Here is a 23,644-nt window from a genome sequence, read left to right as displayed (position 1 = left end):
CCCCTCAACGGACTCTGCGCATTCATCGCGCTAGTTAGTTAATTGGAATAGTGCCTGTTCCAGGGGCGCATAGGCAATGGCAAACGGCCCCGACCTGGCAAATTGCTTAAGATGCCCCTCGGCGTCGGCCCGCAGCCGGTGTCCGCCCCCAGCCGGCTGACGCCGAGCCCGACTTGGCCGGTGTGATCGATCTCGTGACTCCCGGCGGTATCCGAGGGACGCCGCGGCTGATCGGCAGTTGGCCACGCCGGCGGTACCGGAATTGAGTCGGGCCGGTCGGGACCGACCGTCGCCGAGCGACCGGACATCCCCCGGCATCGGCGCCATCCACGGCTCGCGACCGATAATCCGGGCAATGCCCAGGACAGGTGACCATCATTGCGCGACGCAGCACGAGTAGCGATACCAGCAGGCTCTCGTTGAACGCGATTGGCCTGCGGTCCACGCCAACGGCATCGCATGCCCGGCACGCGCATCGGATCCCCCGGCCGGTCACCAGCAAGCCCAGCACCAAGAACGATCACGTCAGCGTCCATAGCAAACCCCAGGCTGACCTCTTTCCCAGGAGTTACGGCTTCAGCAGCACTTTGCCTGCCTTGCCCGGCGTCAGCGAAGCCTTCACCGCATCGGCAACATGCGCGAGATCGAAGATGCCTTCGATCGGCAGTTTCAGTTCGCCGCTCGCGACCAGCCTCAGCAGCTCGCCGATCAAACGGCCTTTGGTTGCGGCCGGCATCGCAGCGCTGACTTTCGCGCCCCAGAATCCCTTCACGACGGCCTGCTTGAAGATCAGCTCGCCGGACGAAAGCTGCATCGGCTCGCCTGCGGCGGTGCCGAACGAGACGAGCAGCCCGTCCTCGCCGAGGAGCGACAGCAGCTCGCCGCTTGCCTTGCCGCCAATGGAATCCACCGCCGCGCGGATCGGCGCGCCGCCAGTGATGGCACGGACCTGCTTCTGCCAGCCTTCGGTCGCGGTCGAGACGGCGTTGGCGATCCCGAGCGCGCTCAGTTCGCCGACACCCGCGTCACGACGGACGAGATTGACGATATGCACACCGCGCGCGGCCGCGAGCATGGCCAGCGTCTTGCCCACAGCGCCGTTGGCGGTGTTCTGGATCACCCAGTCGCCGCTCTTCACCTCCAGAAACTCCAGCAGCGAGATGGCGCTGAACGGCATGGCGATCAATTGCGCGGCTGCCTCGTCCGAAATCGCGTCGGGTACGGGGACGAGCCCGGCAGCGGGCGCAACGAAATACTCCGCCCAGGTTCCGTGGACGGAAGCGACCGCGACGCGCTGGCCGATCGTCGCGCCGGTGACGCCGTCGCCGACGGCGTCGATCGTACCGACCGCTTCCGAGCCGCCAATGGCGGGCAGCTTCGGCTTGTAGCCATAGCTGCCTCGCACCGTCCAGAGATCATGGTTGTGAATCGGCGAAAGGATCGTCTTGATTCGGACCTCGTTGGGGCCCGGCTGCGGGGCGGCGCTATCACCAGCGACAAGGACGTCCGCGGGTTCGCCGAAAGAGCTGTGGATGGCACTGCGCATGACAACATTCCTGAGATGACATATCGAAACTAATCAGCAGCCGGAGCAATCCGGCCTGCGCGCATCGTACTAGGACGGGTTGGCGCGCTTGCGCTGCTCTTCGTCATAGAGTTCCTTTTTCGAGAGCTTGCCGACAGCGGTCTTTGGCAGCTCGGCACGGATTTCGAGCGCCTGCACCATTTCGTGCTTACCGAGCTTGTCTTTCAAGAAGCTCTGCAGCTCGCCGAGCGACGGCGCGTCCGCACCGGGCTTCAGCTTGACGAAGGCTTTTGGCGACTGGCCACGATACTCGTCGTGAATGCCGATCACCGCGACTTCCTCGACGGATGGATGTTTGTAGATCGCCTCTTCCAGCACCCGCGGATAGACGTTGTAGCCGCTGCACAGGAGCATGTCCTTGGTGCGATCGACGATGAAAACGAAGCCGTCATCGTCCATATAGCCGACGTCGCCGGTGCGCAGGAAGCCATCGAACGTGGTCACATCGGCGGTCGCCTGGGGGTTGTTCCAGTAGCCCTTCATGACGTTGGCCCCCTTGATGCAGATTTCGCCGCGCTGTCCGAGCGGCACATACTGCGTGGGGTCGTCGACACTGAGGAACTTGATCACGATGCCGGGTGAGGGCATGCCGCAGGAGCCCGCCTTGCGCATCGCGCCCGGCTGAGCCGGCGTGAATGTGCCGCTCGGGGATGTCTCGGTCATGCCCCAGCCTTCGGTCAGCTGACAACCGGTAATCGCGGCAAATTGCTGCGCGACCTCGAGCGGCAACGGTGCTCCCCCGGAGCCGCAATATTTGAGCGAACGCAGGCTGTGATTGGGCGTCTCCGGGTGGTTGATCAGCGCGGTGAACATGGTCGGCACGCCGCAGAAGATGCTCACCTGCTTCTGCGAGATTTCGACCAGCGCCGCCTGCGGATCGAAGCGGACCTGCTGCACGATCTCCGCGCCGTAGTGAATGGCGAACAGCACGTTCACTGTCAGTGCGTAGATATGGAAGGGCGGCAGCACCGCCAGCATCCGCTCGTGCCCTTCGGTGAGCAAAGGCGGATCGCCGCGGGTGGTTTCCAGGTATTGCTGACACGCGGCCGACAGATTAGCGTGTGTCAGCATGGCGCCCTTGGGCAGGCCGGTGGTGCCGCCGGTATACTGCAGCGCGGCGATCGCTTCGCGTGGATCGGCCATCGCATGGTGCTCAAACGCACCATCATTGTCGAGGAGGTCAACGAAGCTGATGTGGCGATCGTCCCAGCTGACGTCGCTCAACTGCTTGGCAGCCTTCATCTGGGCAGCGACCGCGTCCGGCGCCGCGGTCATCTCGGCCAGGCTCCCGACCACCAGCTTCTGCAGCCTCGTCTTGCCCAGCATCCCCGCCATTTGAGGATAAAGCGTCACGTGGTCGAGCGTGATCAGGACGTCGGTCCGGCTGTCCTCGATCTTGTGTTCCAGCACCTTCGCCGCATCGAGCGGCGAATAGTTCACGACCGTGCCGCCGGCCTTGAGAACTCCGAAGAATGAGATGATGTAGTGCGGCGTATTGTGCAGAAACAGGCCGACATGCACACCGGGCTTCACGCCGAGTTTTTGGAGCCCCTTTGCCGCCCGGTTCACATGATCGCCGAGCTCGCGATAGCTCAGGCGCCTCCCCATGAAATCGACGGCGGGGCGATCCGGCCACTTTGCGACGGCGTCATCGAGGATCTGCTGCACCGGCATGGGAACGATCTCGGCGTCCCAGCGGACCCCTGCGGGATAGGACTTGGTCCAGGGCATGTCGTTCATTGCAAAAGTTTCCCAAGCTTGAGAAGTCACCGTCACACAATGCGCGACGTCGCCGCGTTACTTCGGCTGAATCAGCTTCTGCAGGTTGACCAGGTTTTCCTCCCAGCGGTCCCGCGCGATCTTCCAGGCGTTGTTGCGCGACTGCGCTTCCATCTCGGCGAGCTCGCGAAAGTTCTCGAACGCCTTCTGGATGCCCAGGCTCACCGTTTCTGCCTGTTTGGTCAAACCATCCACGCTCACCCCGTTGCCGATGGCCGCCTGCCATTGGGTGAGCGCGTTCTGCAGCATCTCGTTGCGCCGCTCGATGAGCGCGCTCATCCCCGCATAAGCTTGCCGGTTCGCCTCAACCAGCGCCTCCATGTCCTTGCGCTGCCAATCGACCAGCGCCGCGATGTCCAGTCCCGGCAACTTGAATGCATCCCCGAGCTTCCTCAGTCCGTCGGACCATGCTGCGCTGCTCTGCGGCTTGCTGTCTGCTTCCATGACTCTCCTCCCCCTGTCTTGTTATGACGTTGTCGCAATTCGGATTCGGTGGACGTGCCTAAAACAGGCCGGCCGAGCCGTGCCCGCCTCACTCAGCACTGCTGCGCTGCGGATCTGGATAGAGCAGGCCACGCAGGCCGCTGCGGTCGAACGGCTGCCATTCGCCTTCGGGCAAGGCAAGCCGGTCAGCCACGGCGTAGAGCACGACCGGGTTGTGCCCCAGCCCGCAATGGCTGCCCTCCACCTCGATATTTTCAGTGGTCTCGCTCTCCCGCTCACGGCAGCCCTGCCAGGCGACGACGCCGTCGCTGCGGCTATAGATCGCAGTGCTCGGGACGGGAGGCGGCAGCTTCATGGCGCTGCGACGGGCGAGGTCGATCGGCTGGCCCCCGCTCAGTGTCTCGTAGACCTGCCAGGCATTGCTCGCCCTGGGTCCATTGGCGAAAGGACTGCCCAGCGTGATGACCTGCCGCACCAATGATGGCGTCCGCCGGGCTGCTTCGCGCGCATACACGCCGCCAAGGCTCCAGCCGACCAGGCTCACATTTCGCCGATAGCGCGCCGACAGCTCGGCGATGCGCGCATCGATGCCGTCTTCGACGCCGGGCCGCGGGCCGCGATTCTGCCCCTGCTTCCAGCCATGGGCGGCGTAGCCCAGATCCTTCAGAAACATCCGGAGCGGCCGGGTCGAGACATCGCTTGCCGCCAGACCGGGCAGGACGAGCACAGGATGCCCGTCGCCGCGCGTAGCCCGTCGCAGCAGCGGATACGCGGCAAAAAAGGCCTGCAACTCGAAGATGCCGCGCACTTCAAGCGCGAGCAACAGCCGCGATGGCGGCGCTACAGGCTCGGTCGCCCGCCCCATGCCAAACGTCCTTCCCCCTTGGGCGCGCGTAGCGCCCGTTAGTTAGCCATCAAGTGTTTCGCTTGAGAAGGATCGGAACGCTTCGGTTCTAACTCTCATGCGCCTTGATTTGGGAACGAAGCTATCGCGTAGCCCGCGTCCCGAAAAGGTGCAAATGAACCGCTCGGCCGGTGAATTTAGGACACGGCGATGGTGCCTGAGCCTTGCCGCACCGCACAGGACGATGTCGCCAGGCGAGCGGCGGGCGCTGGCTAAAACGTGTTGGCGGAGACGCGGAAATCGGATGGGCTCTTCCCCGTCCATCGCAAAAAGGCATGCCGGAAGTTCGCGGCGTCGCTGTAACCGAGGCGGCTGGCGATTTCCTCGTTGGTCATGTCCGTCTTCCGAAGGTACTCGATGGCAAGGCGCCGCCTGACGTCCGCAAGGATGTCGCGGTAGGACGTACCTTCCGCCTCCAGGCGGCGCCGCAGCGCCCGCGGATGTATCGCCAACTCTTCCGCGATCACCTCGATGTTCGGATAACGCCCAGTTCGCTCGATCAGACGCCGCCGGATCTCGGCTGCGGCGCTGCCGCCGCGATTGACCTCGGCGAGGACCTGCTCGCACATTTCGCGCGCCATCGCGTGGCTTCGCGGATCTGCAAGCGTCACCACACCGTCCGCAGACGACAGATCATAGCCATAGGTGTTGTTCCGCTGCCCGAACAGAACAGGACAAGCGAACAACTCATCATAGAGTCCGGCATGCTCGGGCTTATCGTAAGCGAGAGAAACATGGGAGAACCCGAATGAGGTGCCTGCGAGATCCCGGCTCGTCGTCAAATGCGCCGACAACGCGAACTCGACAGCAAAACGATAGGCGTCATCGGACGTATCAGCCCAATGGCGAGGCTCGATCGTGCAGACCACCGTGCTCTGCTCATAGGCGCTTGTTGCATCGCAAAGCGGGCCTGCCACCCGGATGTAACGGTTGCTGAACGCGCGGGCCTCTCTGTGACTTGGGCTGCTTAACAGCGCATAGCCGTACATGCCAAATCTCGTGACGTGCATGCGCAGGCCCGCGCGAAGCGCAATGGCGGAATCCCTGGACAGGTGAATAGCGTTGCGAATGACCGTGTCGAGCTGCTGGTACGAAACCTGCGTTGTGTGCAGGTCCAACTCGGCCAAATCCAGACCGGTGCCATCGAGCACGTCAGGTCCATTCACGCCTTGCGTGCTGATCTCCATGACGATCGCCGCAATCGAATGTGGTGAATAGATGCGTTGGACGAAGTCCGGTCGCGAGGCAAGCGAGTCACCATTGTGCGGGCACCGTTTCCGCCGCTCGCTCATAGTCCTCCCCGATCCAAATTTCTTCTCAGCTCCCTGCAGCGGGAAACCACAGACTACTCAGCGCGTGCGAAAAGCGCAACCAGGCGAGTTTCGGATGTCGCGCAGCTACTTGGAAGAGCGCGTGGAGCGCCATCAAGCCCTGGAATACCTCCCCTCCGAGTAGCCAACTGAGGCCTTCGACACGCTCTTCTCCCATCAGTACACCAGCGCTGAAATCAGGACTGCCTTGCCGGACAATCGCTCCAATGGCCATGCATGAACGCCCTTTTCGCGCGTAGCGTTTCGGCGCGCGCAGCTCCGAGTTGCACGGACAACGAGAACCTCGAGGGAAACGGGGGGATGCACGATCGGCGTCTGGACCTGGGTCGCTGACATTCTATTCGCATGGATGGGCAATCGCCATGCCGGCACGATCTCCCCTGCCGCTTCGGCATCCGCCCGCCTCCGTCTGACCCGCCATCATGCGATGGGACTCGAGCGGGCTCAAAGCAAATCGGTCAATTCACGAAGGGCTTCGTCGCCGGGGGGTTTCGTCGCCCACGACCAGCGTCGCGAGCCGCGCTGCGAGCAGCAGATCGAGACGCGCCAGGAGCGCCAACACGCCGGCCCCGATGCTCGGGCAACAACCAAGCCGTTGAACCTGATCAACAAGAAGCGCGTCGATGGGATCGACGTAGAAGCGATACAGGCTGCGCAGCTGCCCGAAGCAAATGTTGGGGCGACTCTGATTCAACGCTTGCCCACCGTGCCCTGCATGAGCCGCCGACTTCAGACCTGCCCCTGGTGCATCGTTCCCCGGATCGCCCCGGTATCTTCTGCCCCCATAGGCTTGAAGTCGACGTACATGTCGGCACCGGGGATAGCGGCCGCGCCGGCGCGGGCGACGGCGAGATCCTGCGTACCAGACCCGGAGCCCGCCGCCACCGCGCCGAGGATGAAGCCATCGACGCAGATCGGCAGACCGCCGATCAGGTTAGTCCAGCGGCTCTCATGCGCCAGCGTGACCTGGATTTCCACGTCTGCATGAGCCCCTCCGGTCGGCGCCCCCGACAGGGCCGAGGTCCGCGCCTTGTTGATGGACGAGGTCACGCTCAGTCCCTTCGCGCCATCCATGCGCCCGAACGCCAGCAGATTGCCGCCGCTATCGACCACGGCAATGCACATCGGCTGCCCGATGCGCGTCGCCTCGGCAATCGCCGCGTTCAGCACCTTGAGCCCGCCCGGAAGCGTCAGCGTCCTCGTGTCCTTGACGTCGGTCATGGTTGCTCCTCAAATAGGCCAATGGAGAAGTCCCGCGCCAGCGTGCGCGCCGCAGCGACCAGCGGCGCATCGCCGCCGCGCCAGCCGATCAAAGACAGCCCGACCGGAATCGGGCCGGAGGTCGCCACCGGCAGGCTCACCTGCGGCAGCCCCGTCAGTCCTGCGATGCAGGTGAGATCGACGATCCGGTGCACGGCCGCGCGGATCTCCGACAGCCGCGCATTGCGCGCAATCGGCAGAATGGGCGAGGTCGGCAGACACAGCATGCGCCGTCCGTCCAGGAGATCGTCGAGCCGCTTCGCGACGGCCGCGCGGAAAGCGCTCGCGGCCGCGAGCTCGTCCGTCGTGATCCGGCCGTCGTCAGCGAAGGCGCCGGCCACCTCCGAGGAGAAGCGCGGGTTGACCCAATCGATCCAGTCGCGAAACGTGGCGTGGAATTCGCTCTTCTGCAGGACGCGCTGATGCCGTGCCCAGTCGAGCAGCTCGCCGTCAGCCAGAGGCAACGAATGGGTCGCCGTGGCATTGCCGAGCCGGTCGACAACCGGTTGCAGCGCGTCCCTGACCGCCGCGTCGGCGACCGCGAAACAATCAGTTGCGATGACGATCTCACGGGGCAAGGCGTCGGCGATCGGCTCGCCGAGCAGCACGGCACCGACCCGGCCGAACGTCTGCGCGTCCCTCGTAAAATAGCCGACCGTGTCGAACGACGGCGCCTGGGTCATCAGGCCAGCGACGGAGATGCGGCCGTGCGTCGGGCGCAGGCCGTAGATCCCGCAGAAGCTCGCGGGCGTGCGCACCGAGCCGCCGGAGTCGGTCCCCAGGGCGACATCGACCAAGCCACCGGCAACGGCCGAGGCCGAGCCGCTCGACGAGCCGCCGGGGACTCGGTCCGGCGCGCGCGGGTTGAGCGGCGTTCCGTCGAACCTGTTGATGCCGAGCAGCCCGAGCGAGATCTCATCCGTGATGGTCTTGCCGGTCAGCGCGGCGCCGGCGCCCAACAGCGCGTCGACGGCCCAGGCGTCCGCCTCCGCGGCATCATGCGTGGCGGCCCAGTCGGGATTGCCGCAACCGGTGACCTCGCCCGCGACATCGAACAGGTCCTTGACCGCAAAGGTCAGGCCCGACAGCGGGCCGGACCGGTGTGGCGCCCGCCGAAGGATGGCGCCAGGAATGAAAGCCCCGAGAGTATCCTGCACGGCCTGTCCCCGATGAAGTGCAGGCGCGCCCGACCCGAGCGCGCCTGCCGTCTCTCACCCCGCGTCACTCCTTGTAGAGCTTGCGGAAGTCCGGATGCGTATGGAACCAGTATTCGAAGCCCTTGACGTTCTTCTGCACCGCATAGTCGGCAAAGCGGGTGTAGAGCGGGATGCGCGGCAGATCAGTCATGACGATGTCGACCATCTTGTTCAGGCTGGTCTTGTAGATCTCGGGATCCCGGGTGAAGCGGGCCTCGTCGATCACCTTGTCGAGGCTGGGATTGACGTAGTTGGCGGTGTTGAACACTGAGTTGTTGCCGCCATGGAACGTCCAGAAGAAGAAGTAGTCGGGGTAGTCGAGCCAGCCATAGAACTCGGCGATGACCATCGGCATCGTCTTGCTGGCCATCTGGGCGAACCAGTTCGAGCCGGGAACCTTCTCGATCGTGAGTTCGACGCCGATCGACTTCAGCGCCTCCTGGATCAGGATCGCGGCCGGCTCACGTACGGTGGACTCGCTGAGATCGATCGACAGCGTGGTCTTGAAGCCATTGGGGAAACCGGCCTCGGTGAGCAGCTGCTTGGCCTTCGCGAGATCCTGGCCATGCTTGATCGGGACCGGCCAGGTCGCATCGGGATAGGGCTTGGCCGGATCGCCGTCGAACATCGGCTTGGCGCGGTTGTAGAGCGCGGAGCTGACGATCTCCTTGTAGGGAATGGCGTAGGAGATCGCCTCACGCACCTTCGGATTGTCGAACGGGGCGATCTTGACGTTCATGTCGACGAACACGAGGTCGTTCTGCACGGGCACGCCGATGATCGTGACCTTGCCCTGCTCTGCCAGCTCGGCATAGTCCTTCGGCGGCAGGCCGACCGACATGTCGACGTCGCCCTTCTCCAGCAGCGCGCGGCGCGTGCCGGCCGAGGCGATCTGCCTGTAGACGACGCGCTTGAGCTTGGGCAGCGGACCTGACTTCCAGGCGTCGAACCGCGTGAACACGGTCTGCTGTCCCGGCGACCAGGACTCCACCTTGTAGGCGCCGCCGCCGCAATCGTTGCGCGACACCCAGTCGAACGCCCACGGGTCCTGCGCCGTCGCATGCTTCTTGGCCAGTTCGGAGTTGACGATGACGGGCACCGGCACGACGAGGTCAGGCATCGTCAGCTTGTTGAACTGATCGAACGTCGCCTTGAAGGTGTGATCGTCGACCACCGTGAACTGTTCGGGCTTGACCAGCGATCCCGCGGCCATCTGCACTGCCGGAAAGCCGCCGGCGGCGATGGCGCGGTCGAACGACCATTTGACGTCCTTGGCGGTGACCGGGGTGCCGTCGTGGAACGTCGCATCCTTGCGCAGATGGAAGATGTAGGTCTTGCCGTCCTCGCTGGCCTCCCAGCTTTCGGCCAGCTCCGGCGTCATGATCTTGGCGTCGTAGGACACCGTGCCGTCCGCCAGCGTCTTCTCACCGTGGCTGACGAGCCGGTCATAGGCCTGCCACACCACCATGCGGCTGTGATCATTGGCGGTCGGCACCATCGTGTCGAGACCGTTGGGACCCATCTCGGACACGATCACCAATGTGTCCTTGGCAATTTCGGCCGCATGCGCGACGGCGCCGGGCAGCACAGCGGACGCTGTGAGCAACGCCGCTGCAACGAGACTGCGATAGAGCTTCATATCGTGCGTCCTTTCTGGATGTTTCAGGTGGGTGGTTGGAGGCAGCGTCAGAGGCCGAGCTCGCTCAACAGTTTCGGCCATTGGGGAGCCCACGGACGCGCTTGTTCGAAGGCGCCGGAGGCGGCGAGCACGGTACGGTCCGCCAGATGGCGGCCGATGATCTGCATCCCGACAGGAAGACCCGTCTTGGTGAATCCAGCGGGAATGGTCGCCGCGGGCTGGCCGGTCAGATTGCAGATGAAGGTGAAGCACAGCCAGTCGCCGGTCGTGACCATCTTGTCCTCGATGATCTCGGGCCCCTGCATGTAGAGCGGGAAGGCCGGCACCGCGAGCGTCGGCGTGATCAGCAGGTCGTAGTTGGCCATGAACCGCCACATGCGGTTGCAGACCATCTGGCGGATCATCTTGGCGTCGGTGAATTCCTCCGCCGTCCATTGCCGCTGCAGCAGCGCGACGAGATGCGGCGACATCTCCTTCTCGCGCCCCTTCATCATGCGGCGCAGACCGGTGAGATCGGTGTCGCCGGCAACGATGGTCCAGAAATGCGGGAACGGATCGTCCCATCCGGGATGGGCGCGCTCGACCGTACAGCCGAGATCGGTTTCGAACACACGCACCGCCTCGGAGACGACGCGCCGCACTTCGGGATCGACCGGCGCATAGCCCCAGTCCTCGCTGTAGGCGATGCGCAGGCCCTTGATGCTCTCCTTCGTCGCCTCGACATAGTCGAAGTCGGCCGCAGGGATCGAGTAGCGATCGCGCGGATCTGGTCCGGTGATCGCCTTGAGCATCAGCGCGGAGTCGGCGACGGTGCGGCTCATCGGGCCGACATGTTCGAGCGACTCCCAGCTCGAGACGCCGGGATAGCGCTCGTCGCGGCAGCCAGGATAGAGCGGCACGCGGCCCATCGAGGCCTTGATGCCGTAGAGCCCGCACAGCGCCGACGGAATGCGGATCGATCCGCCGCCATCGGAGCCGATCGCGAACGGCGCGACGCCGGACGCGACCGAGGCGCCGGAGCCGGCGCTCGATCCGCCCGAGGTCATGTCGAGATTCCAGGGATTGCGTGTCGCTGGAAACACCGGGTTGTGGCCGACGCCGCTGTAGCCGAACTCCGGCACGTTGGTCTTGCCGATGATGACGGCGCCGGCCGCCTTCAGGCGCTCGACCACGATGTCGTCCTCGTCCGGCACGAAGTCGCGATAGAGCGGCGAGCCCATCACGGTAAGAATGTCCTTGGTGGCGACCAGATCCTTGATGCCGATCGGCACGCCCGCGAGCAGGCCTGGATCCTCGCCCGCCGCGATCTTGGCGTCGACGGCAGCGGCCGCAGCGCGCGCAACGTCGGGGGTCGGCGTGCAGAAGGCATGGATGTGCGGCTCGAGCTTGTCCATGCGGCGCAGAACCGCCTCGGTGACCTCCGCGGCCGAAAGGGTCTTGTCCTTGACCTTCGTTGCCACGGTGACGGCGTCCATGCGGCAGATCTCGTTGTCAGCGCTCATCGGTCCCTCCAGCGGGTGAAACAGCGAAGTGGCAGGCGGCGAAATGATCGGGCCCCATCGCGCGCAGCGGCGGCATGGAATTGGCGCAGAGGTCGGCGCCCTTGGGACAGCGTCCGTAGAAGCGGCAGGCATTGGGATCGGGATTGATCGGGCTGGACGGGCTGCCGTCGAGCCGGGGACGTGCTTCGCCGCGGCGCGCCGGATCCGGAATCGCGGCCACCAAGGCCTGCGTGTAGGGATGACGCGGCGCGGTGAACAGCGCCTCCGCCGGCGCGATCTCGACGATCTTGCCGAGATACATCACGACGACGCGCGAGCAGAGCAGCCTGACGACGTTGAGATCGTGCGACACGAACAGATAGCTCATCGACAGCCGGGCGCGCAGGTCGGCGAGCAGCCGCAGGATCACGGCCTGCACCGAGACGTCGAGCGCCGAGGTCGGCTCGTCCAGGATCAGCAGCGAGGGCTCGACCGCGACCGCGCGCGCGATGCCGACGCGGGCGCGCTGGCCGCCCGAGAGCTGATGCGGGTAGCGCTGCAGCAGTTCGTCCGGCAGCCCGACCAGGGCGGCGGTGGCGTGAACGCGGCGTGCGATCTCGGCGCTGTCGCTGAGGCCGAGCAGCCGCTTCAAGGGATCGGCGATCGCCTGAAACGCGCGGAAGGAGGGATTGAGGCTCTCGGTCGCATCCTGGAACACGACCTGGATGCGCCGCCGATGCGGAGAGGAAGCGAACTTCGCCTGCGTGATTGCAGTGAGATCCTCGCCCTCCATCAGAACCTGGCCGGTCGTGGGATCGATCAGCCGGCCCAGCAGACGGACCATCGTGGACTTGCCGCAGCCGGACTCGCCGACGAGGCCGACGCTTTCGCCGGCTGATATCGTCAGGCTCACGTCATCCACTGCGTGGAGCTTCGCCCCCTTCCCCGCTCGCTTGATCGGGTAGAACTTGGACAGCGACCTGACCTCGAGCAACGCCGTCATGACAGCGGAAACCGGCAACGCACGAGGTGCTGGGGCGACAACTCAGTCCAGGGCAGCTCCGCCTCGTCGCAGATGGGCTGCCTCAGCTCGCAGCGTCCGCTGAAGCGGCACGGCGGCAATGCGCCGCGCAGATCGGGCAGATGGCCGGGAATGGCATTGAGATCGTCGAGGCGCGAGTCCGGCACCGGCGTCGCCGCCAGCAGCCGGCGCGTGTAGGGATGCGCCGGACGCTCCAGCAGTTCCTCGGTCGGCGCGATCTCGACGATGTGCCCGGCATGCATCACGGCGATCCGGTCGCAATATTCGCCGGCGAGGCCGAGATCGTGGGTGATCAGCAGGGTCGACATTTGCGTCGCGCGGCTCATCTCACGGATCAGATCCATGATGACGGCCTGGGTCGTCACATCGAGCCCCGTCGTCGGCTCGTCCGCGATCAGCACGGACGGCGTGCAGGCCAGCGCCATCGCGATCATCACGCGCTGGCACATGCCGCCCGAGAGCTCGAACGGATAGGCCTCCGCGCGGCGCTCGGCATCGGGGATGCGCACGCGCGCCAGCGCGGCAATCGCCGCGGCCTTGAGGTCGCGCCGCGGCAGCGCGGCATGCTCCTGCAGCACATCCTCGATCTGCTTGCCGACCTTGCGGATCGGGTTGAGCGCGGTGCGCGGGCTCTGGAAGATCATCGCCATCTCGCGTCCGCGCAGCTCGCGCATCGCCTCCGGCCGCGCTGCCAAGAGATCGATGCCGCCCATCGTGATCGCGCCCTTGGTGATCCTCGCGGCCGCATCGTTGAGGCCCATCACCGTGTAGGCGGTGACGGATTTTCCCGAACCGCTTTCGCCGACCACGCCAACGATCTCGCCGCGGGAGACCGACAGGCTGACGCCATCCAGAGCCCGCACCACGCCATGCCGGGTGCGGAATTCCACCGAGAGATCGTCGATCTGGAGCTGCGCCATCACACGCGCTTCCTCGGATCGAGCAGATCGCGTAGTCCATCGCCCAGCATGTTGAAGGAGAACACCGCAAGCACCAGGGCGGCGCCCGGGAACATGAAGGCCCACCACTCGCCGGAAATGATGTAGCTCGCGCCTTCCGAGACCATGATGCCCCATTCGGGTGTCGGCGGCCGGACACCGAGCCCGATGAAAGAGAGACCGGCGGCATTGAGGATCGCCCATCCCATGTTGAGCGAGGCCTGCACCATCATCGGCGGCAGGATGTTCGGGACGATGTGGTTGATCAGGACGCGCAGCGGGCCGTTGCCGCCCATGCGCGCCGCCTCGACATAGCCGAGCTCGCGCCGCACGTTCACCTCCGCGCGGGCGAAGCGGCAGTAGAACGGCAGGTTGATGATCACGGTGGCGATGATGATGTTGGCGACGCTGTTGCCGAGCGCCACCACGATGCCCATCGCGAGCACGAACAGCGGGAACGCCATGATGGTGTCCATGGCACGGCCTATGATGCGGTCGGTCCAGCCGCCGAAATAGCCGGCGAGCGCACCGAGCGCGAGACCTAACACGAACGACAGCGCCACCGCCGAGACGGCCATGCCGAGATCGAGGCGCGTCGCCACGATGACCCGGCTCAGGATGTCGCGTCCCAGCGCATCGGTGCCGAACGGATGCGCGAGGCTCGGACGGGCGAGCTTTGTCGTCGCCGAGGTGAGCAGCGGATCGTAGGGCGCGATCGACGGACCTAAGATCGCGAACAGCGTCAGCAGCGCCAGGATGATTGCGGCCACCAGCGTGACGCGATTTTCGCCGAACGCATAGCCGGTGTTGCGGGCGAGCGTGACCAGACTCATGACTCAGCCCTCGAACCGCACGCGGGGATCGACCAGCGTCGCGAACACGTCGACCAGGAGATTCAACAGGACATAGAGCAAGGCCATCATCAGCACGAAGCCCTGGACCGCCGCGTAGTCGGAGGCGATGACCGCGGCCACCGCATAGGCGCCGACGCCCTGCCAGCCGAACACCTGCTCGATCAGCACGTTGGACCCGAGCAGGAACGAGAACACCATGCCGAGCACGCTCGAGACCGGCAGCAGCACATTGCGGAAGGCGTAGGCCATCAGGATCTTGCGCACCGGCAGGCCGCTGGCGCGCGCGGTGCGGATGAAATCGCTGCTCAGCGCCTCCAGCATCGCGGCCCGCGTGATCCGCGCGATCGGCGCCAGCGCGAACAGTCCGAGCGAGATCGCGGGCAGGATCAGCTGGGCCAGGGCCGCGCGGAGCACCGGCCAGTCGCCGGCGATGACGGCGTCGATGGTGTAGGCCCCGGTGACGCGGGGCGGCGGCGAGAAGGCGATCTCGTCGAGACGGCCGAGCGGCTGCGGCGCCCAGCCGAGCAGGAAGTAGAACAAATAGACGAACAGCAGGCCGACGAAGAAGGTCGGAAAGGCGGCGCCGACGGTGACCAGCGCGCGGCAGGCATGATCGACCCCGCCATTGATGCGCGTCGCCGCCCAGACCCCCATCGGAATCGCGATGCCGATCGCGAACAGCAACGCGAAGGATGACAATTCCAGCGATGCGGGAAGCCGTTCGAGCAGATCGGTCAGGACCGGCTGCCCGGTCGTGAGCGAGCGGCCGAGATTGCCCTGCGCGAGATCGACGATGTAGCTCACGAACTGCACCGGCAGCGGACGGTCGAGACCAAGCGTGGCGCGGATGCTGGCGATCGACGCGGCATTCGCGGCTGGCCCGGCGAAGAAGGCCGCGGGATCTCCCGGCAGCGCACGCGAGATGAAGAAGGTGAGAACGACGACGCCCACCAGGCTCGGGATGGTGCCGAGCAGTCGTTTCCAAACGAAAGCCATCAGCGGTTCGCCTGCCATCGTCGCCGCGGCGACGGCTTGCGCCGCGCGCCTCAACGGGTGAGGCCCCATCGACAGTCGGACGCAGCCAGGGGCAATTGGCATGCATCACAATCCTGTCGAATTCAAGCAAACGCTATGCCACCGTCGCACCGGCCTCTTGAAATGCAGGAGGGGAGAAAACCGCGCTCATTCTGCTTCGTAAAGAACTGCGGAACTCAGTGAGCCTCACGCTGTCTGCTTCCGTTCTCGCCACATGCATGAAATTCATGCAGCCGCGCGGACATCAGCGAGACGGCCGCAATGCCTGCACGTGGCCTAGTGGACCTGCGGCGTGTTGACCCAGACGATGCGCGCCTCGTCCGGTCCGACGTTGCGATAACTGTTGGTCAGATAGGCCTTGAAGAAGAATGAGTCGCCGGCGGTCATCAGATAAGTCGTGTCGTCGATGGTGAGCTCGATGGTTCCGGACACGAGATAGCCGACAGCCTCACCCTGATGAGTGATGAGATCGACCTTCTCACCGCCGGGAGCGACGACGTGAATGTTCGCCTCGAGCAGATTCCCTGCGGCCACCGGCACCAGGCGCTCGTAAATGACGCCCTTGCCGCCGCGCAGCGCATCGACCGGCACCTTCATCCGGTCCTCGGGCTTCTGCACCAGCTTGTAGTCATCGACCCTCAGGCCGAAGAACGAGGCCATGTCGCGGTCGAGCGCGTGGACCATCTTGTCGAGCATCGGCAGCGACGGCATGACCTTGCCGGCCTCGATCTTGGAGATCATGCTTTCATCGCAGCCGACGACGTGCGCGAGGTCACGCATCCGCATCCCCTTGGCCAGCCGGGCGCGCCGAAGGCGGGGTCCAATATCCAATGTGCTTTCCGAACTCACGCGACAGGTTCCAGCGATTTCAGCTGGCCGATCTATGCATAATAATCACGTGATTTACCAGCATGTTGTGCGGGCCTAAAGGTAATCAAGGGTATCCCATCGGGCTGCCGCGTTGAGCCAGGCCGCGAGCCCAGGCGGCACCGCCGCCCCCCCCCCCCCGAAGTATCGGCTGATATCCGGGGTCCGTGTGAAGCAAAGCACGCGTGTTCGCTAAGCCGGAACCCGAAAGGCAAGTTGAAGTTTTCGTTCGGAGGATTGGCCCGCGTGGCACCGCTGGCGCCGCGCGCGCGAGGTCAGGTCCCGAGCTGACACTTCTCATCCGCATGGTGTCTTTCGGTTCTGACAGTCGTCGACAGCTCTTGGCAGACCGCGAACACCAGACTTATCCGCCGATCACGGCATCCTTCACTGGAGGCCTGACATGTCGACCAAATCTGCACTGCTCGGCCGCACGGCCGTCATCGCTTCATTGACCACACTCGCGATCGGCGCCTTGAGCCCGACCAGTGCCGACGCGCGAAATGGCCGCTGGCACGGCGGCGGCGCTGCGGCCGGCGCAGCGATCGCGGCCGGTGCCGTCGGCACCGGTCTTGCGATCGCCGAGAGCCGCGACGCCTACGACCAATATGATGGTCCGGTCTATGGCGGCCCGGCCTACTACGCGGCGCCGTCCTATTACGGCCCGAACCCGAATGCCTATGGCAATCACCGCAAGGGCGAATACCCCTATCGGGTCTATGGCGGCGACAGCCCGAATGCGGTCTGCGCCCAGGGCACGACCTGGAACTGCCGCTGAGCTCGTTCTGACCGAAACTTCGGCGCGGCGGTCGTACCTCCTAGGCCGACCGCCGCCGATCCTGCGTATCTCGAAGCAAGGATGATCAGATCGCTCGCGGGCGGCGCGACATCGCTGCCCTCGCGCAGAGCCGCGGCAGATGGGATTCGATCGTTGACAATGCGAGGCGGAGTTATCTAACTTCCCCCGATAGGTATCCTGTCGAACTTGGCGTGCGCTGATCTGGCCGACGTCGTCCAGCTCTTTGCACCAAGTGCCTCGTTCGACGACGGACCCTCGACGACAAATCATAGACGCGGCATGTGAGCCATTCGTTGCCTCATTCGGGAGGTACGGGTGGCTTTTTCGTTTGCCGTAAAAGACTTGCCGTCAAGAAACGTCCGATGCGTCCGCCTCGCCAGAACCGCGGCGCATCTCCGAGTGCGAGCGTGCATCATATCGAGAGAGAGGATGAAGAACGATGGCAGCAACAGATCTCCACTATCTCGGACTCGTCGATATCGGGCGGAAGATCCAGGCGAAGGAGTTGTCGCCGGTCGAGGTGACCAAGGCCATGCTCGGACGGATCGAGCAGCTCGACGGCAAGCTCAAGAGCTTTGCCTATGTGATGGCCGACTCCGCGCTTGCCGAGGCTGCGGCGGCTGAGACAGAGATTGCCTCCGGCAAGATCAGGGGGCCGCTGCACGGCGTGCCGGTGGCGGTGAAGGATCTGTGCTGGGCCAAGGGTGCGCCGGCGGCGCATGGCATGACCATTCATCGTGACTTCCGTCCGACGGAGGATGGCACGGTGGTCGCGCGGCTCAAGGAGGCCGGCGCTATCATCCTCGGCAAGCTGCAGCAGACCGAGGGCGCTTACGCCGATCATCATCCGAAGATCGATCCGCCGAAGAATCCCTGGAACGCCGATCTCTGGCCTGGCGCATCCTCGAGCGGGTCCGGTGTCGCCACCGCAGCCGGCCTCTGCTACGGCTCGCTCGGCACGGACACCGGCGGCTCGATCCGCTTTCCGTCTGCGGCCAATGGTGTCACCGGGCTCAAGCCGACCTGGGGACGTGTCAGCCGGTACGGCGCGTACGAACTCGCCGCGACGCTGGATCACATTGGCCCGATGGCGCGAAGCGCGGCCGATTGCGGCGCCATCCTCGGCGTCATTGCAGGCCATGATCCCAAGGACATGACGTCGGTTCCGCTGCCGGTGCCGGATTATCTCGCTGGCCTCTCCGGCGACCTCCGGGGCGTGACGATCGGCGTCGACCGACGCTGGACGAGCGAAGGCACCGACGGCGATGCAGCCAAGGTGCTGGCCGAGGGTTTGCGCGTGGCGGTCGATCTCGGCGCTGAGATCAAGGAGATCAACTTCCCCAATCCGCAGGCCGCCATCGACGACTGGTTCCCGCTTTGCGGTATCGAGGTCGCGGTCGCGCACGAGGACACCTATCCGGCGCGCAAGGACGAGTACGGTCCCGGGCTCGCGGGCCTGCTGGATCTCGGCCGGCAACAATCCGGCATGGACTATCAGAAGATCGTGCTTCGGCGCGAGGCGTTTCGCGGCGCCGTCCGCGTGTTGTTCGAGTCGATCGATCTGCTGGCGGTTCCGGCGCAGGCCTTCGCTGCGCCGAGCCTCGCCAAGATGGCGACACTCGGCGAGGACGCGTCGCTGATCGGTGGCCTGCTTCGCTTCACATGCCCGTTCGACATGACGGGAAGTCCGACCGTGACCTTGCCCGGCGGCTTTGCGGCGAATGGCGGTCCGGTGGGATTCCAGTTCGTCGGCCGTCATTTCGACGAGGCGAGCCTAGTCCGCGCCGGCGATGCGTTTCAGCGCGTCACCGACTGGCACAAACGTCACCCTGGGATCTGATACAAACAGCGATCGCCCACAGGCAGAGTTAGGACCTCTCAGCCGCGGGCGCCTCCCTGATCTCGACGCGGATCGGCGTCGGATCGAAGCCGTTGCAGGGGTTGTTGACCTGAGGGCAGTTCGAGATCACGAACAGCACGTCCAGCTCGGCGGTGACGTCGACATAGTTGCCGGGCACTGAGGGACCATCCAGCACGGTGAAATTGCCGGTCGCCTCGATCGGCACGTTCATGAAGAAGTTCAGGTTGGAGACGATGTCGCGTTTGGTCAGGCCATGCCGCGACAGCTCCAGGATGAAATTCTCCCGGCAGGCATGCTGGTACCGTGTCGCCTCGCCGAAGCGCACGGCGTTGCTCTCACAGGAACAGCAGCCCGCGGACGTGTCGTGGCGGCCGCAGGTGTCGGCGGTGATCTTTGCCATCACCCGGCCGCGGTTGGAGATCAGCCGCGTGCCCAGTTCGAGATAGGCGGAGCCCTGAACGCGCAGCGTGTCCTGCGCGCTGTAGCGCTCGGCGGTGTCGGCGGCGACATAGATCAGCGCGTCCACCGCCTGCTCGCCCTCGCTATCGATGATGCGGAGCGTCTGGCCCTTCTTCAGCACCCTGGACCAGGGCTGCTCGGCGGGAATGTCCAAGGCGTAGACGAGAGAGCCGGGATCGGTCGATGACATGATCACGCTCCCTCAGGCGAACAGTTGATCGGTGAAGGCGTAGGCGCGCAGCGCCTCCGGCGATGCCGTGCGGCAGACGTCGTCCGCTGCGGGCGGCGGCAACCGGTGGCGTATCAGCGTGACCGATGCGGTCGCGGCCGGCCGCGCCGGATCGAGCGGATGGGCGCAGTTGGAGACCGCGACGATCAGGTTCATCTCGGCGCGCAGATCAACGAAGTCGCCGGGCCGCTTGCGCGAAGGATGCCAGACGAAGCGGCCCGCCGCATCCGTCGTCACTGGCGCAAAGAACGTCACACAGGGCGGGATGTCGCGCAGGCCGAGTCCGATCTTGGCGGCGGCCGAGATGAAATTCGCCTGCGTGTTGCGCGTCATCTCGCCATAGGCCGCAAGTGCTGAGTCCGCGGTCGAGCCGCCGACCAGAAGATCATGCGCGCCCGACGTATCCTCGATCACCGACAGCAGCACACGTCCCATGTCCGACAGGATCATGCGGCCTTTCGACAGCGCCGCGCTCCATTGCACCTTCACTGTGTCGGCGCAGTTGAGGCGCTCGGTCGGATCCTCGGTCCGCCACGCCAGCAGCGACACGCTCGAGCGGCCGTGGTCATCGATGATGCGCAGCGCCTCGCCGCGCGACAGCCGGACCGTCGTGTGCCAGCCGGGCGGCACCTGCTCAGCCTGGATGATCCCGTCGGACGAGATCGGCACGCCGTCGAGCGCTGTCGCTGCTGGCAACCGCTTGAGCTCCTGCCCGGCTGCACGCAGTTCCTCGTAGCGGCGGCGGTTGGCGGCGGCCCGCTCGGCCTTGCTTCCTCCGCTCATGCTGATGTCACCGTAAAATGCGCCTCGACCGGCTTCCCGGCCTTGCCGTTGATCGGCAGGATGTCCTGCGGACAGGCGGAGAACGCAATCACCAAATCCATCTCCGCACGCAAGCGCACATGGCCGCCGGGAACGGGGCGCGGCGGTGCGGCAAAGCCGAGCGTGCCGTGGGCGTCCCACGGAATGTTCATGAACAGATTGAGCGGACTCGGCACCTCCGGCGGCGTCAGGCCGAGCTCGGCCATGCCGGCAAACAGATTGTCGGTGCAATTGTCGTGATGACCCTCGTGCCCGAGAAACGCGTAGCGGTAGCGGTCGCAGGCGGCGATCAGGGTGTCGTGAATGCCGCCCGAGGTATCCTCGACCAAGGTCAGGATCGGCCGGCGCCTGTTGGTCCGGAGCACGTCGCCAGGCCGCGGCACCAGATGCAGCGAATGCGCCCGCGTGTGCTCGTTCGACATGAACTCGGAAAGGTCGGCGCGGCTAAAGGCCCAGGTGTCGACGACCTGCTCGCCATGGGTGTTGATCACGGTGACGACCTGGCCGGCCGCCACGAACGCCGCCTTGCCGCGCCGCGCGGGAATCTCGATTCGCTCCATTGCACTCTCCCTCAGGGCTTGTAGGCGACCAGGTCGATCTCGACGATGCCGCCGCGCGCCAGATCGCAGACCCCGATCGTGGTCCGGCCGGGCCTACGCGCATCGTCGAAATGGCTGGAGAAGATCGCGTTCATGGCGGCGTAGTCGCGCTTGAAATCGGTCAGGTAGATGCGGGCGAACACCATGTTCGCGAAGCTCATGCCGCAGCCCTTCAGCACGCGCGCGAGGTTGTCCATCACCTTGCGCGTCTGCGCCTCGATGCCGTCGGGAAGCGGCAGCGCGTCGTCATCGGGATCGGTCGCGAGCTGGCCGGTGACGAACAGGAACGGGCCGGCCTGCACCGCGTGGCTGTAGGGTGTGACCGGCTTCGGCGCATCCGGGAGCAGATGATAGATCGGATCCATGGCGTGTTCCCTCGCGTTGTTTCTATTTCAGCCGGCGGCGTAGCGCTGGATAAACTGCCGCGCGCGCTCGGTGTCCGGGTTGACGAAGAAGCGCTCCGGCGGCCCGGTCTCGACGACGCGGCCGCGATCGAGAAACAGGATCCGGGTGGCGGCGTCGCGCGCAAAGCCCATCTCATGGGTCACGATCACCATGGTGCGGCCCTCGCGAGCGAGCTCGCGCATCACCACCAGCACCTCGCCGACGAGCTCCGGATCGAGCGCGCTGGTCGGTTCGTCGAACAGCAGCACGTCCGGCCGCATCGCCAGCGCGCGCGCGATGCCGACCCGCTGCTTCTGTCCGCCGGACAGCCGCGCCGGGAACGCATCGGCCTTGTCGGAGAGCCCGACCTTGGCGAGCAGCGCCATCGCCTCCTCGCGCACCTCGGCCACGGGGCGCTTCTGCACCTGCACCGGCGCCTCCATGAGATTCTGCAGCACGGTCAGATGCGGCCACAGCGCGAAATGCTGGAACACCATGCCGATGCGCGTGCGGACCCGTGACAGCTCGCGGTCGGACATCACGACGCCGCCATTGTTGATGCCGATACGCTCGCCATTGAGATAGATCTGGCCGGCATCAGGCCGCTCCAGCCAGTTGATGCAGCGGAGCAAGGTCGACTTGCCGGAGCCGGACGGGCCCAGCACGCAGACCGTCTCGCCGCGCGTGACCGTGAAGCTGATGTCGGAGAGCACCTCGAGCGCGCCGAAGCGCTTGGAGATGCCGGCGACGTCGAGCACGGCCATATCGTCGGTCATCCCTGGCTCCCTTCAGCGCCGCGCCGCCGCCAGCCGGTCGATGCCGCTGACACCCGCCTCGATCACGAGGCACAGCCCCCAATAGAGGACCACGGCGGTGATGAAGGCGGCGAACGGCACATAATGACGCGACTGGATCGAGCTTGCGGCATGCGTCAGCTCGGGCAGCGCGATGATGGTGAGGAAGGCGCTGTCCTTGACGATCTGGATCATCTGGTTGCCGATGACAGGCCCCGCGGCGAGCAACAGCGGCGGCAGGATGATGCGCCGGAACAATCGCGGCCCTGAGAAGCCGAAGGCGACACCTGCCTCGATCGGCTCGCGCGGCTGCGCCGCCCAGGCGCCGCGCAGGATCTCGGCGAGATAGGCGGCGTGATAGACCGTCAGCGCCACCAGCCCCGAGCTCCAATTGTCGAGCCGGATGCCGAACGACGGCAGGCCGTAATAGACGATGTAGGCGAACAGCAGGAACGGCACGCAGCGCATGCCGTCGACGAACACGCGCACCGTGAGCGCCAGCCCGCGCCGCTTCGACATCAAAGCAGGCGTCAGCACGAAGGCGATCACGAGGCCTGCAATGGCCGACAGCACCGAGAGGATCGTAGTGTTGCCGAGCCCGCTCAGCAGCAGATCCCGCTCGCTCCAGACAATGGCGAAATCCCGGATCATGCGGCCTCGGCTGCGAGCTGGCGCCGCTCGATGAAGCGCTGCAGCGAGACCAGCGCGAACACGATCGGCGCATACATCGCGATCGCCACCAGGAACGGCGGCAGCGGCTCGTAGGTCTCGGCGCCGATGCGCACCGCGGCGCGGGTGATGTCGACGACGCCGACCACCGCCAGCACCGGCGTCACCTTGATCAGCAGCGACATCTCGTTGACGAGGCCGGGAAGGCTGACCCGCACGATCTGCGGCAGCACGATACGGCGGAAGCGCAGGCTCGCATGCATGCCGACGGACTGCGCAGCCTCGTACTGCTCCTTCGGGAAGTTCATCAGCGCGGCGCGCCAGACCTCGCAATTGAATGCCGAGGTGTTCATCACGAGCGCCAGGATCGCCGCCGACACCGGGCCGATCGCGACCCCGATATTGGGCAACGCGAAGAACAGCAGCAGCAACAGGGTCACGAGCGGAGTCGCGCGCAGCACCGAGACATAGATGGCGACGGCGCGGGCGATAAACGGAATGTTGGCCCAGCGAAGCAGCGCCAAGCCAAGGCCGATCGGCAGTCCGATCAGGATGCCTACCAAAGACAGCGTCACCGTGACGACGGCGCCCTGCAGGATGGCGAGCACGTCCGCCGCGCTCATCGCCGTCCATCCATGGCATTGTGCGGCCGGCGCACCGCAGCCAGCCGCGT

24 protein-coding genes are annotated in these 23,644 nt (G+C 65.3%); 2 read left to right on the top strand and 22 right to left on the bottom strand.

Features of this window, described 5'->3' with window-relative positions:
• Positions 1-568: 568 nt before the first annotated feature.
• The 15 genes from QQL87_RS10800 to QQL87_RS10730 all read right to left on the bottom strand — a co-directional run bounded on the left by QQL87_RS10800 (position 569) and on the right by QQL87_RS10730 (position 16,337).
• On the bottom strand, positions 569-1,546 hold the full coding sequence (locus QQL87_RS10800; RefSeq protein ID WP_284417516.1) for a zinc-binding dehydrogenase: 978 nt from the start codon (positions 1,544-1,546) through the stop codon (positions 569-571).
• A gap of 69 nt (positions 1,547-1,615) precedes the next feature.
• Positions 1,616-3,325, bottom strand: a complete 1,710-nt coding sequence (locus tag QQL87_RS10795; RefSeq protein ID WP_284417515.1) for a long-chain-fatty-acid--CoA ligase — start codon at positions 3,323-3,325, stop codon at positions 1,616-1,618.
• Positions 3,326-3,382: 57 nt separating this feature from the next.
• Positions 3,383-3,808, bottom strand: a complete 426-nt coding sequence (locus tag QQL87_RS10790) for a phasin family protein (RefSeq protein ID WP_284417514.1) — start codon at positions 3,806-3,808, stop codon at positions 3,383-3,385.
• An 88-nt stretch (positions 3,809-3,896) separates the two neighbouring features.
• The gene (locus tag QQL87_RS10785) at positions 3,897-4,673 is read right to left on the bottom strand and encodes an esterase/lipase family protein (protein WP_284417513.1); all 777 of its coding nucleotides are present in this window, start codon (positions 4,671-4,673) and stop codon (positions 3,897-3,899) included.
• A gap of 251 nt (positions 4,674-4,924) precedes the next feature.
• Positions 4,925-5,899, bottom strand: a complete 975-nt coding sequence (locus tag QQL87_RS10780) for an AraC family transcriptional regulator (protein WP_284417511.1) — start codon at positions 5,897-5,899, stop codon at positions 4,925-4,927.
• Between the two features lie 607 nt (positions 5,900-6,506).
• Positions 6,507-6,737, bottom strand: a complete 231-nt coding sequence (locus QQL87_RS10775) for a hypothetical protein (protein ID WP_284417509.1) — start codon at positions 6,735-6,737, stop codon at positions 6,507-6,509.
• 35 nt (positions 6,738-6,772) lie between these two features.
• Positions 6,773-7,264 carry a GlcG/HbpS family heme-binding protein gene (locus tag QQL87_RS10770; RefSeq protein ID WP_284417507.1) on the bottom strand — a complete coding sequence of 164 codons (492 nt, stop codon included), beginning with the start codon at positions 7,262-7,264 and terminating at the stop codon, positions 6,773-6,775.
• Positions 7,261-8,460 (bottom strand): amidase, encoded by a 1,200-nt coding sequence (locus tag QQL87_RS10765; protein ID WP_284417506.1) that lies wholly within the window; start codon positions 8,458-8,460, stop codon positions 7,261-7,263. Before QQL87_RS10765 ends, QQL87_RS10770 begins: the two co-directional genes overlap by 4 nt.
• A 64-nt stretch (positions 8,461-8,524) precedes the next feature.
• Positions 8,525-10,138, bottom strand: a complete 1,614-nt coding sequence (locus QQL87_RS10760; RefSeq protein WP_284417505.1) for an ABC transporter substrate-binding protein — start codon at positions 10,136-10,138, stop codon at positions 8,525-8,527.
• A 47-nt stretch (positions 10,139-10,185) separates the two neighbouring features.
• On the bottom strand, positions 10,186-11,640 hold the full coding sequence (locus QQL87_RS10755) for an amidase (protein ID WP_284417503.1): 1,455 nt from the start codon (positions 11,638-11,640) through the stop codon (positions 10,186-10,188).
• Positions 11,630-12,622 carry an ABC transporter ATP-binding protein gene (locus QQL87_RS10750; RefSeq protein WP_284417501.1) on the bottom strand — a complete coding sequence of 331 codons (993 nt, stop codon included), beginning with the start codon at positions 12,620-12,622 and terminating at the stop codon, positions 11,630-11,632. Before QQL87_RS10750 ends, QQL87_RS10755 begins: the two co-directional genes overlap by 11 nt.
• Positions 12,619-13,581 carry an ABC transporter ATP-binding protein gene (locus QQL87_RS10745; protein WP_284417500.1) on the bottom strand — a complete coding sequence of 321 codons (963 nt, stop codon included), beginning with the start codon at positions 13,579-13,581 and terminating at the stop codon, positions 12,619-12,621. The genes QQL87_RS10750 and QQL87_RS10745 overlap by 4 nt, the downstream gene beginning before the upstream one ends.
• Positions 13,581-14,432, bottom strand: coding sequence for an ABC transporter permease (locus QQL87_RS10740; RefSeq protein WP_284417499.1), 852 nt, complete (start codon positions 14,430-14,432; stop codon positions 13,581-13,583). The genes QQL87_RS10745 and QQL87_RS10740 overlap by 1 nt, the downstream gene beginning before the upstream one ends.
• 3 nt (positions 14,433-14,435) lie before the next feature.
• Complete coding sequence (locus QQL87_RS10735) at positions 14,436-15,452, bottom strand: ABC transporter permease (RefSeq protein ID WP_284417608.1); 1,017 nt, start codon at positions 15,450-15,452, stop codon at positions 14,436-14,438.
• 312 nt (positions 15,453-15,764) lie between these two features.
• Positions 15,765-16,337 (bottom strand): cupin domain-containing protein, encoded by a 573-nt coding sequence (locus QQL87_RS10730; protein ID WP_284417498.1) that lies wholly within the window; start codon positions 16,335-16,337, stop codon positions 15,765-15,767.
• Positions 16,338-16,758: 421 nt separating this feature from the next.
• Here QQL87_RS10730 and QQL87_RS10725 point away from each other — a divergent pair, with 421 nt between their 5' ends.
• Together QQL87_RS10725 and QQL87_RS10720 are read left to right on the top strand one after the other, a co-directional pair.
• Positions 16,759-17,133, top strand: a complete 375-nt coding sequence (locus QQL87_RS10725) for a hypothetical protein (RefSeq protein WP_284417497.1) — start codon at positions 16,759-16,761, stop codon at positions 17,131-17,133.
• 460 nt (positions 17,134-17,593) lie between these two features.
• Positions 17,594-18,994 carry an amidase gene (locus QQL87_RS10720; protein ID WP_284417496.1) on the top strand — a complete coding sequence of 467 codons (1,401 nt, stop codon included), beginning with the start codon at positions 17,594-17,596 and terminating at the stop codon, positions 18,992-18,994.
• A gap of 28 nt (positions 18,995-19,022) precedes the next feature.
• Here the strand turns inward: QQL87_RS10720 and QQL87_RS10715 are convergent, their stop codons facing one another.
• From QQL87_RS10715 to QQL87_RS10685, 7 genes are read right to left on the bottom strand one after another with little or no spacing between them, the layout of a single operon-like run.
• Positions 19,023-19,664 (bottom strand): urea amidolyase associated protein UAAP2, encoded by a 642-nt coding sequence (locus QQL87_RS10715; RefSeq protein WP_284417494.1) that lies wholly within the window; start codon positions 19,662-19,664, stop codon positions 19,023-19,025.
• 12 nt (positions 19,665-19,676) lie between these two features.
• Complete coding sequence (locus QQL87_RS10710; RefSeq protein WP_284417493.1) at positions 19,677-20,486, bottom strand: urea amidolyase associated protein UAAP1; 810 nt, start codon at positions 20,484-20,486, stop codon at positions 19,677-19,679.
• On the bottom strand, positions 20,483-21,085 hold the full coding sequence (locus QQL87_RS10705; RefSeq protein ID WP_284417492.1) for a DUF1989 domain-containing protein: 603 nt from the start codon (positions 21,083-21,085) through the stop codon (positions 20,483-20,485). The genes QQL87_RS10710 and QQL87_RS10705 overlap by 4 nt, the downstream gene beginning before the upstream one ends.
• Positions 21,086-21,096: 11 nt before the next feature.
• The gene (locus tag QQL87_RS10700; RefSeq protein ID WP_284417491.1) at positions 21,097-21,489 is read right to left on the bottom strand and encodes a RidA family protein; all 393 of its coding nucleotides are present in this window, start codon (positions 21,487-21,489) and stop codon (positions 21,097-21,099) included.
• Positions 21,490-21,516: 27 nt separating this feature from the next.
• Entirely contained in the window at positions 21,517-22,284 is a 768-nt protein-coding gene (locus QQL87_RS10695; RefSeq protein WP_284417490.1) for an amino acid ABC transporter ATP-binding protein, read from the bottom strand.
• A gap of 12 nt (positions 22,285-22,296) precedes the next feature.
• Entirely contained in the window at positions 22,297-22,953 is a 657-nt protein-coding gene (locus tag QQL87_RS10690; RefSeq protein WP_284417489.1) for an amino acid ABC transporter permease, read from the bottom strand.
• Entirely contained in the window at positions 22,950-23,594 is a 645-nt protein-coding gene (locus tag QQL87_RS10685) for an amino acid ABC transporter permease (RefSeq protein ID WP_284417488.1), read from the bottom strand. Before QQL87_RS10685 ends, QQL87_RS10690 begins: the two co-directional genes overlap by 4 nt.
• Between the last annotated feature and the right edge of the window lie 50 nt (positions 23,595-23,644).

This window comes from Bradyrhizobium sp. SSBR45G, from assembly GCF_030159255.1.
Taxonomy (GTDB): domain Bacteria; phylum Pseudomonadota; class Alphaproteobacteria; order Rhizobiales; family Xanthobacteraceae; genus Bradyrhizobium.
Note: the sequence above shows the minus strand (reverse complement) of the source record. Positions and strands in the feature narration are given on the sequence as shown.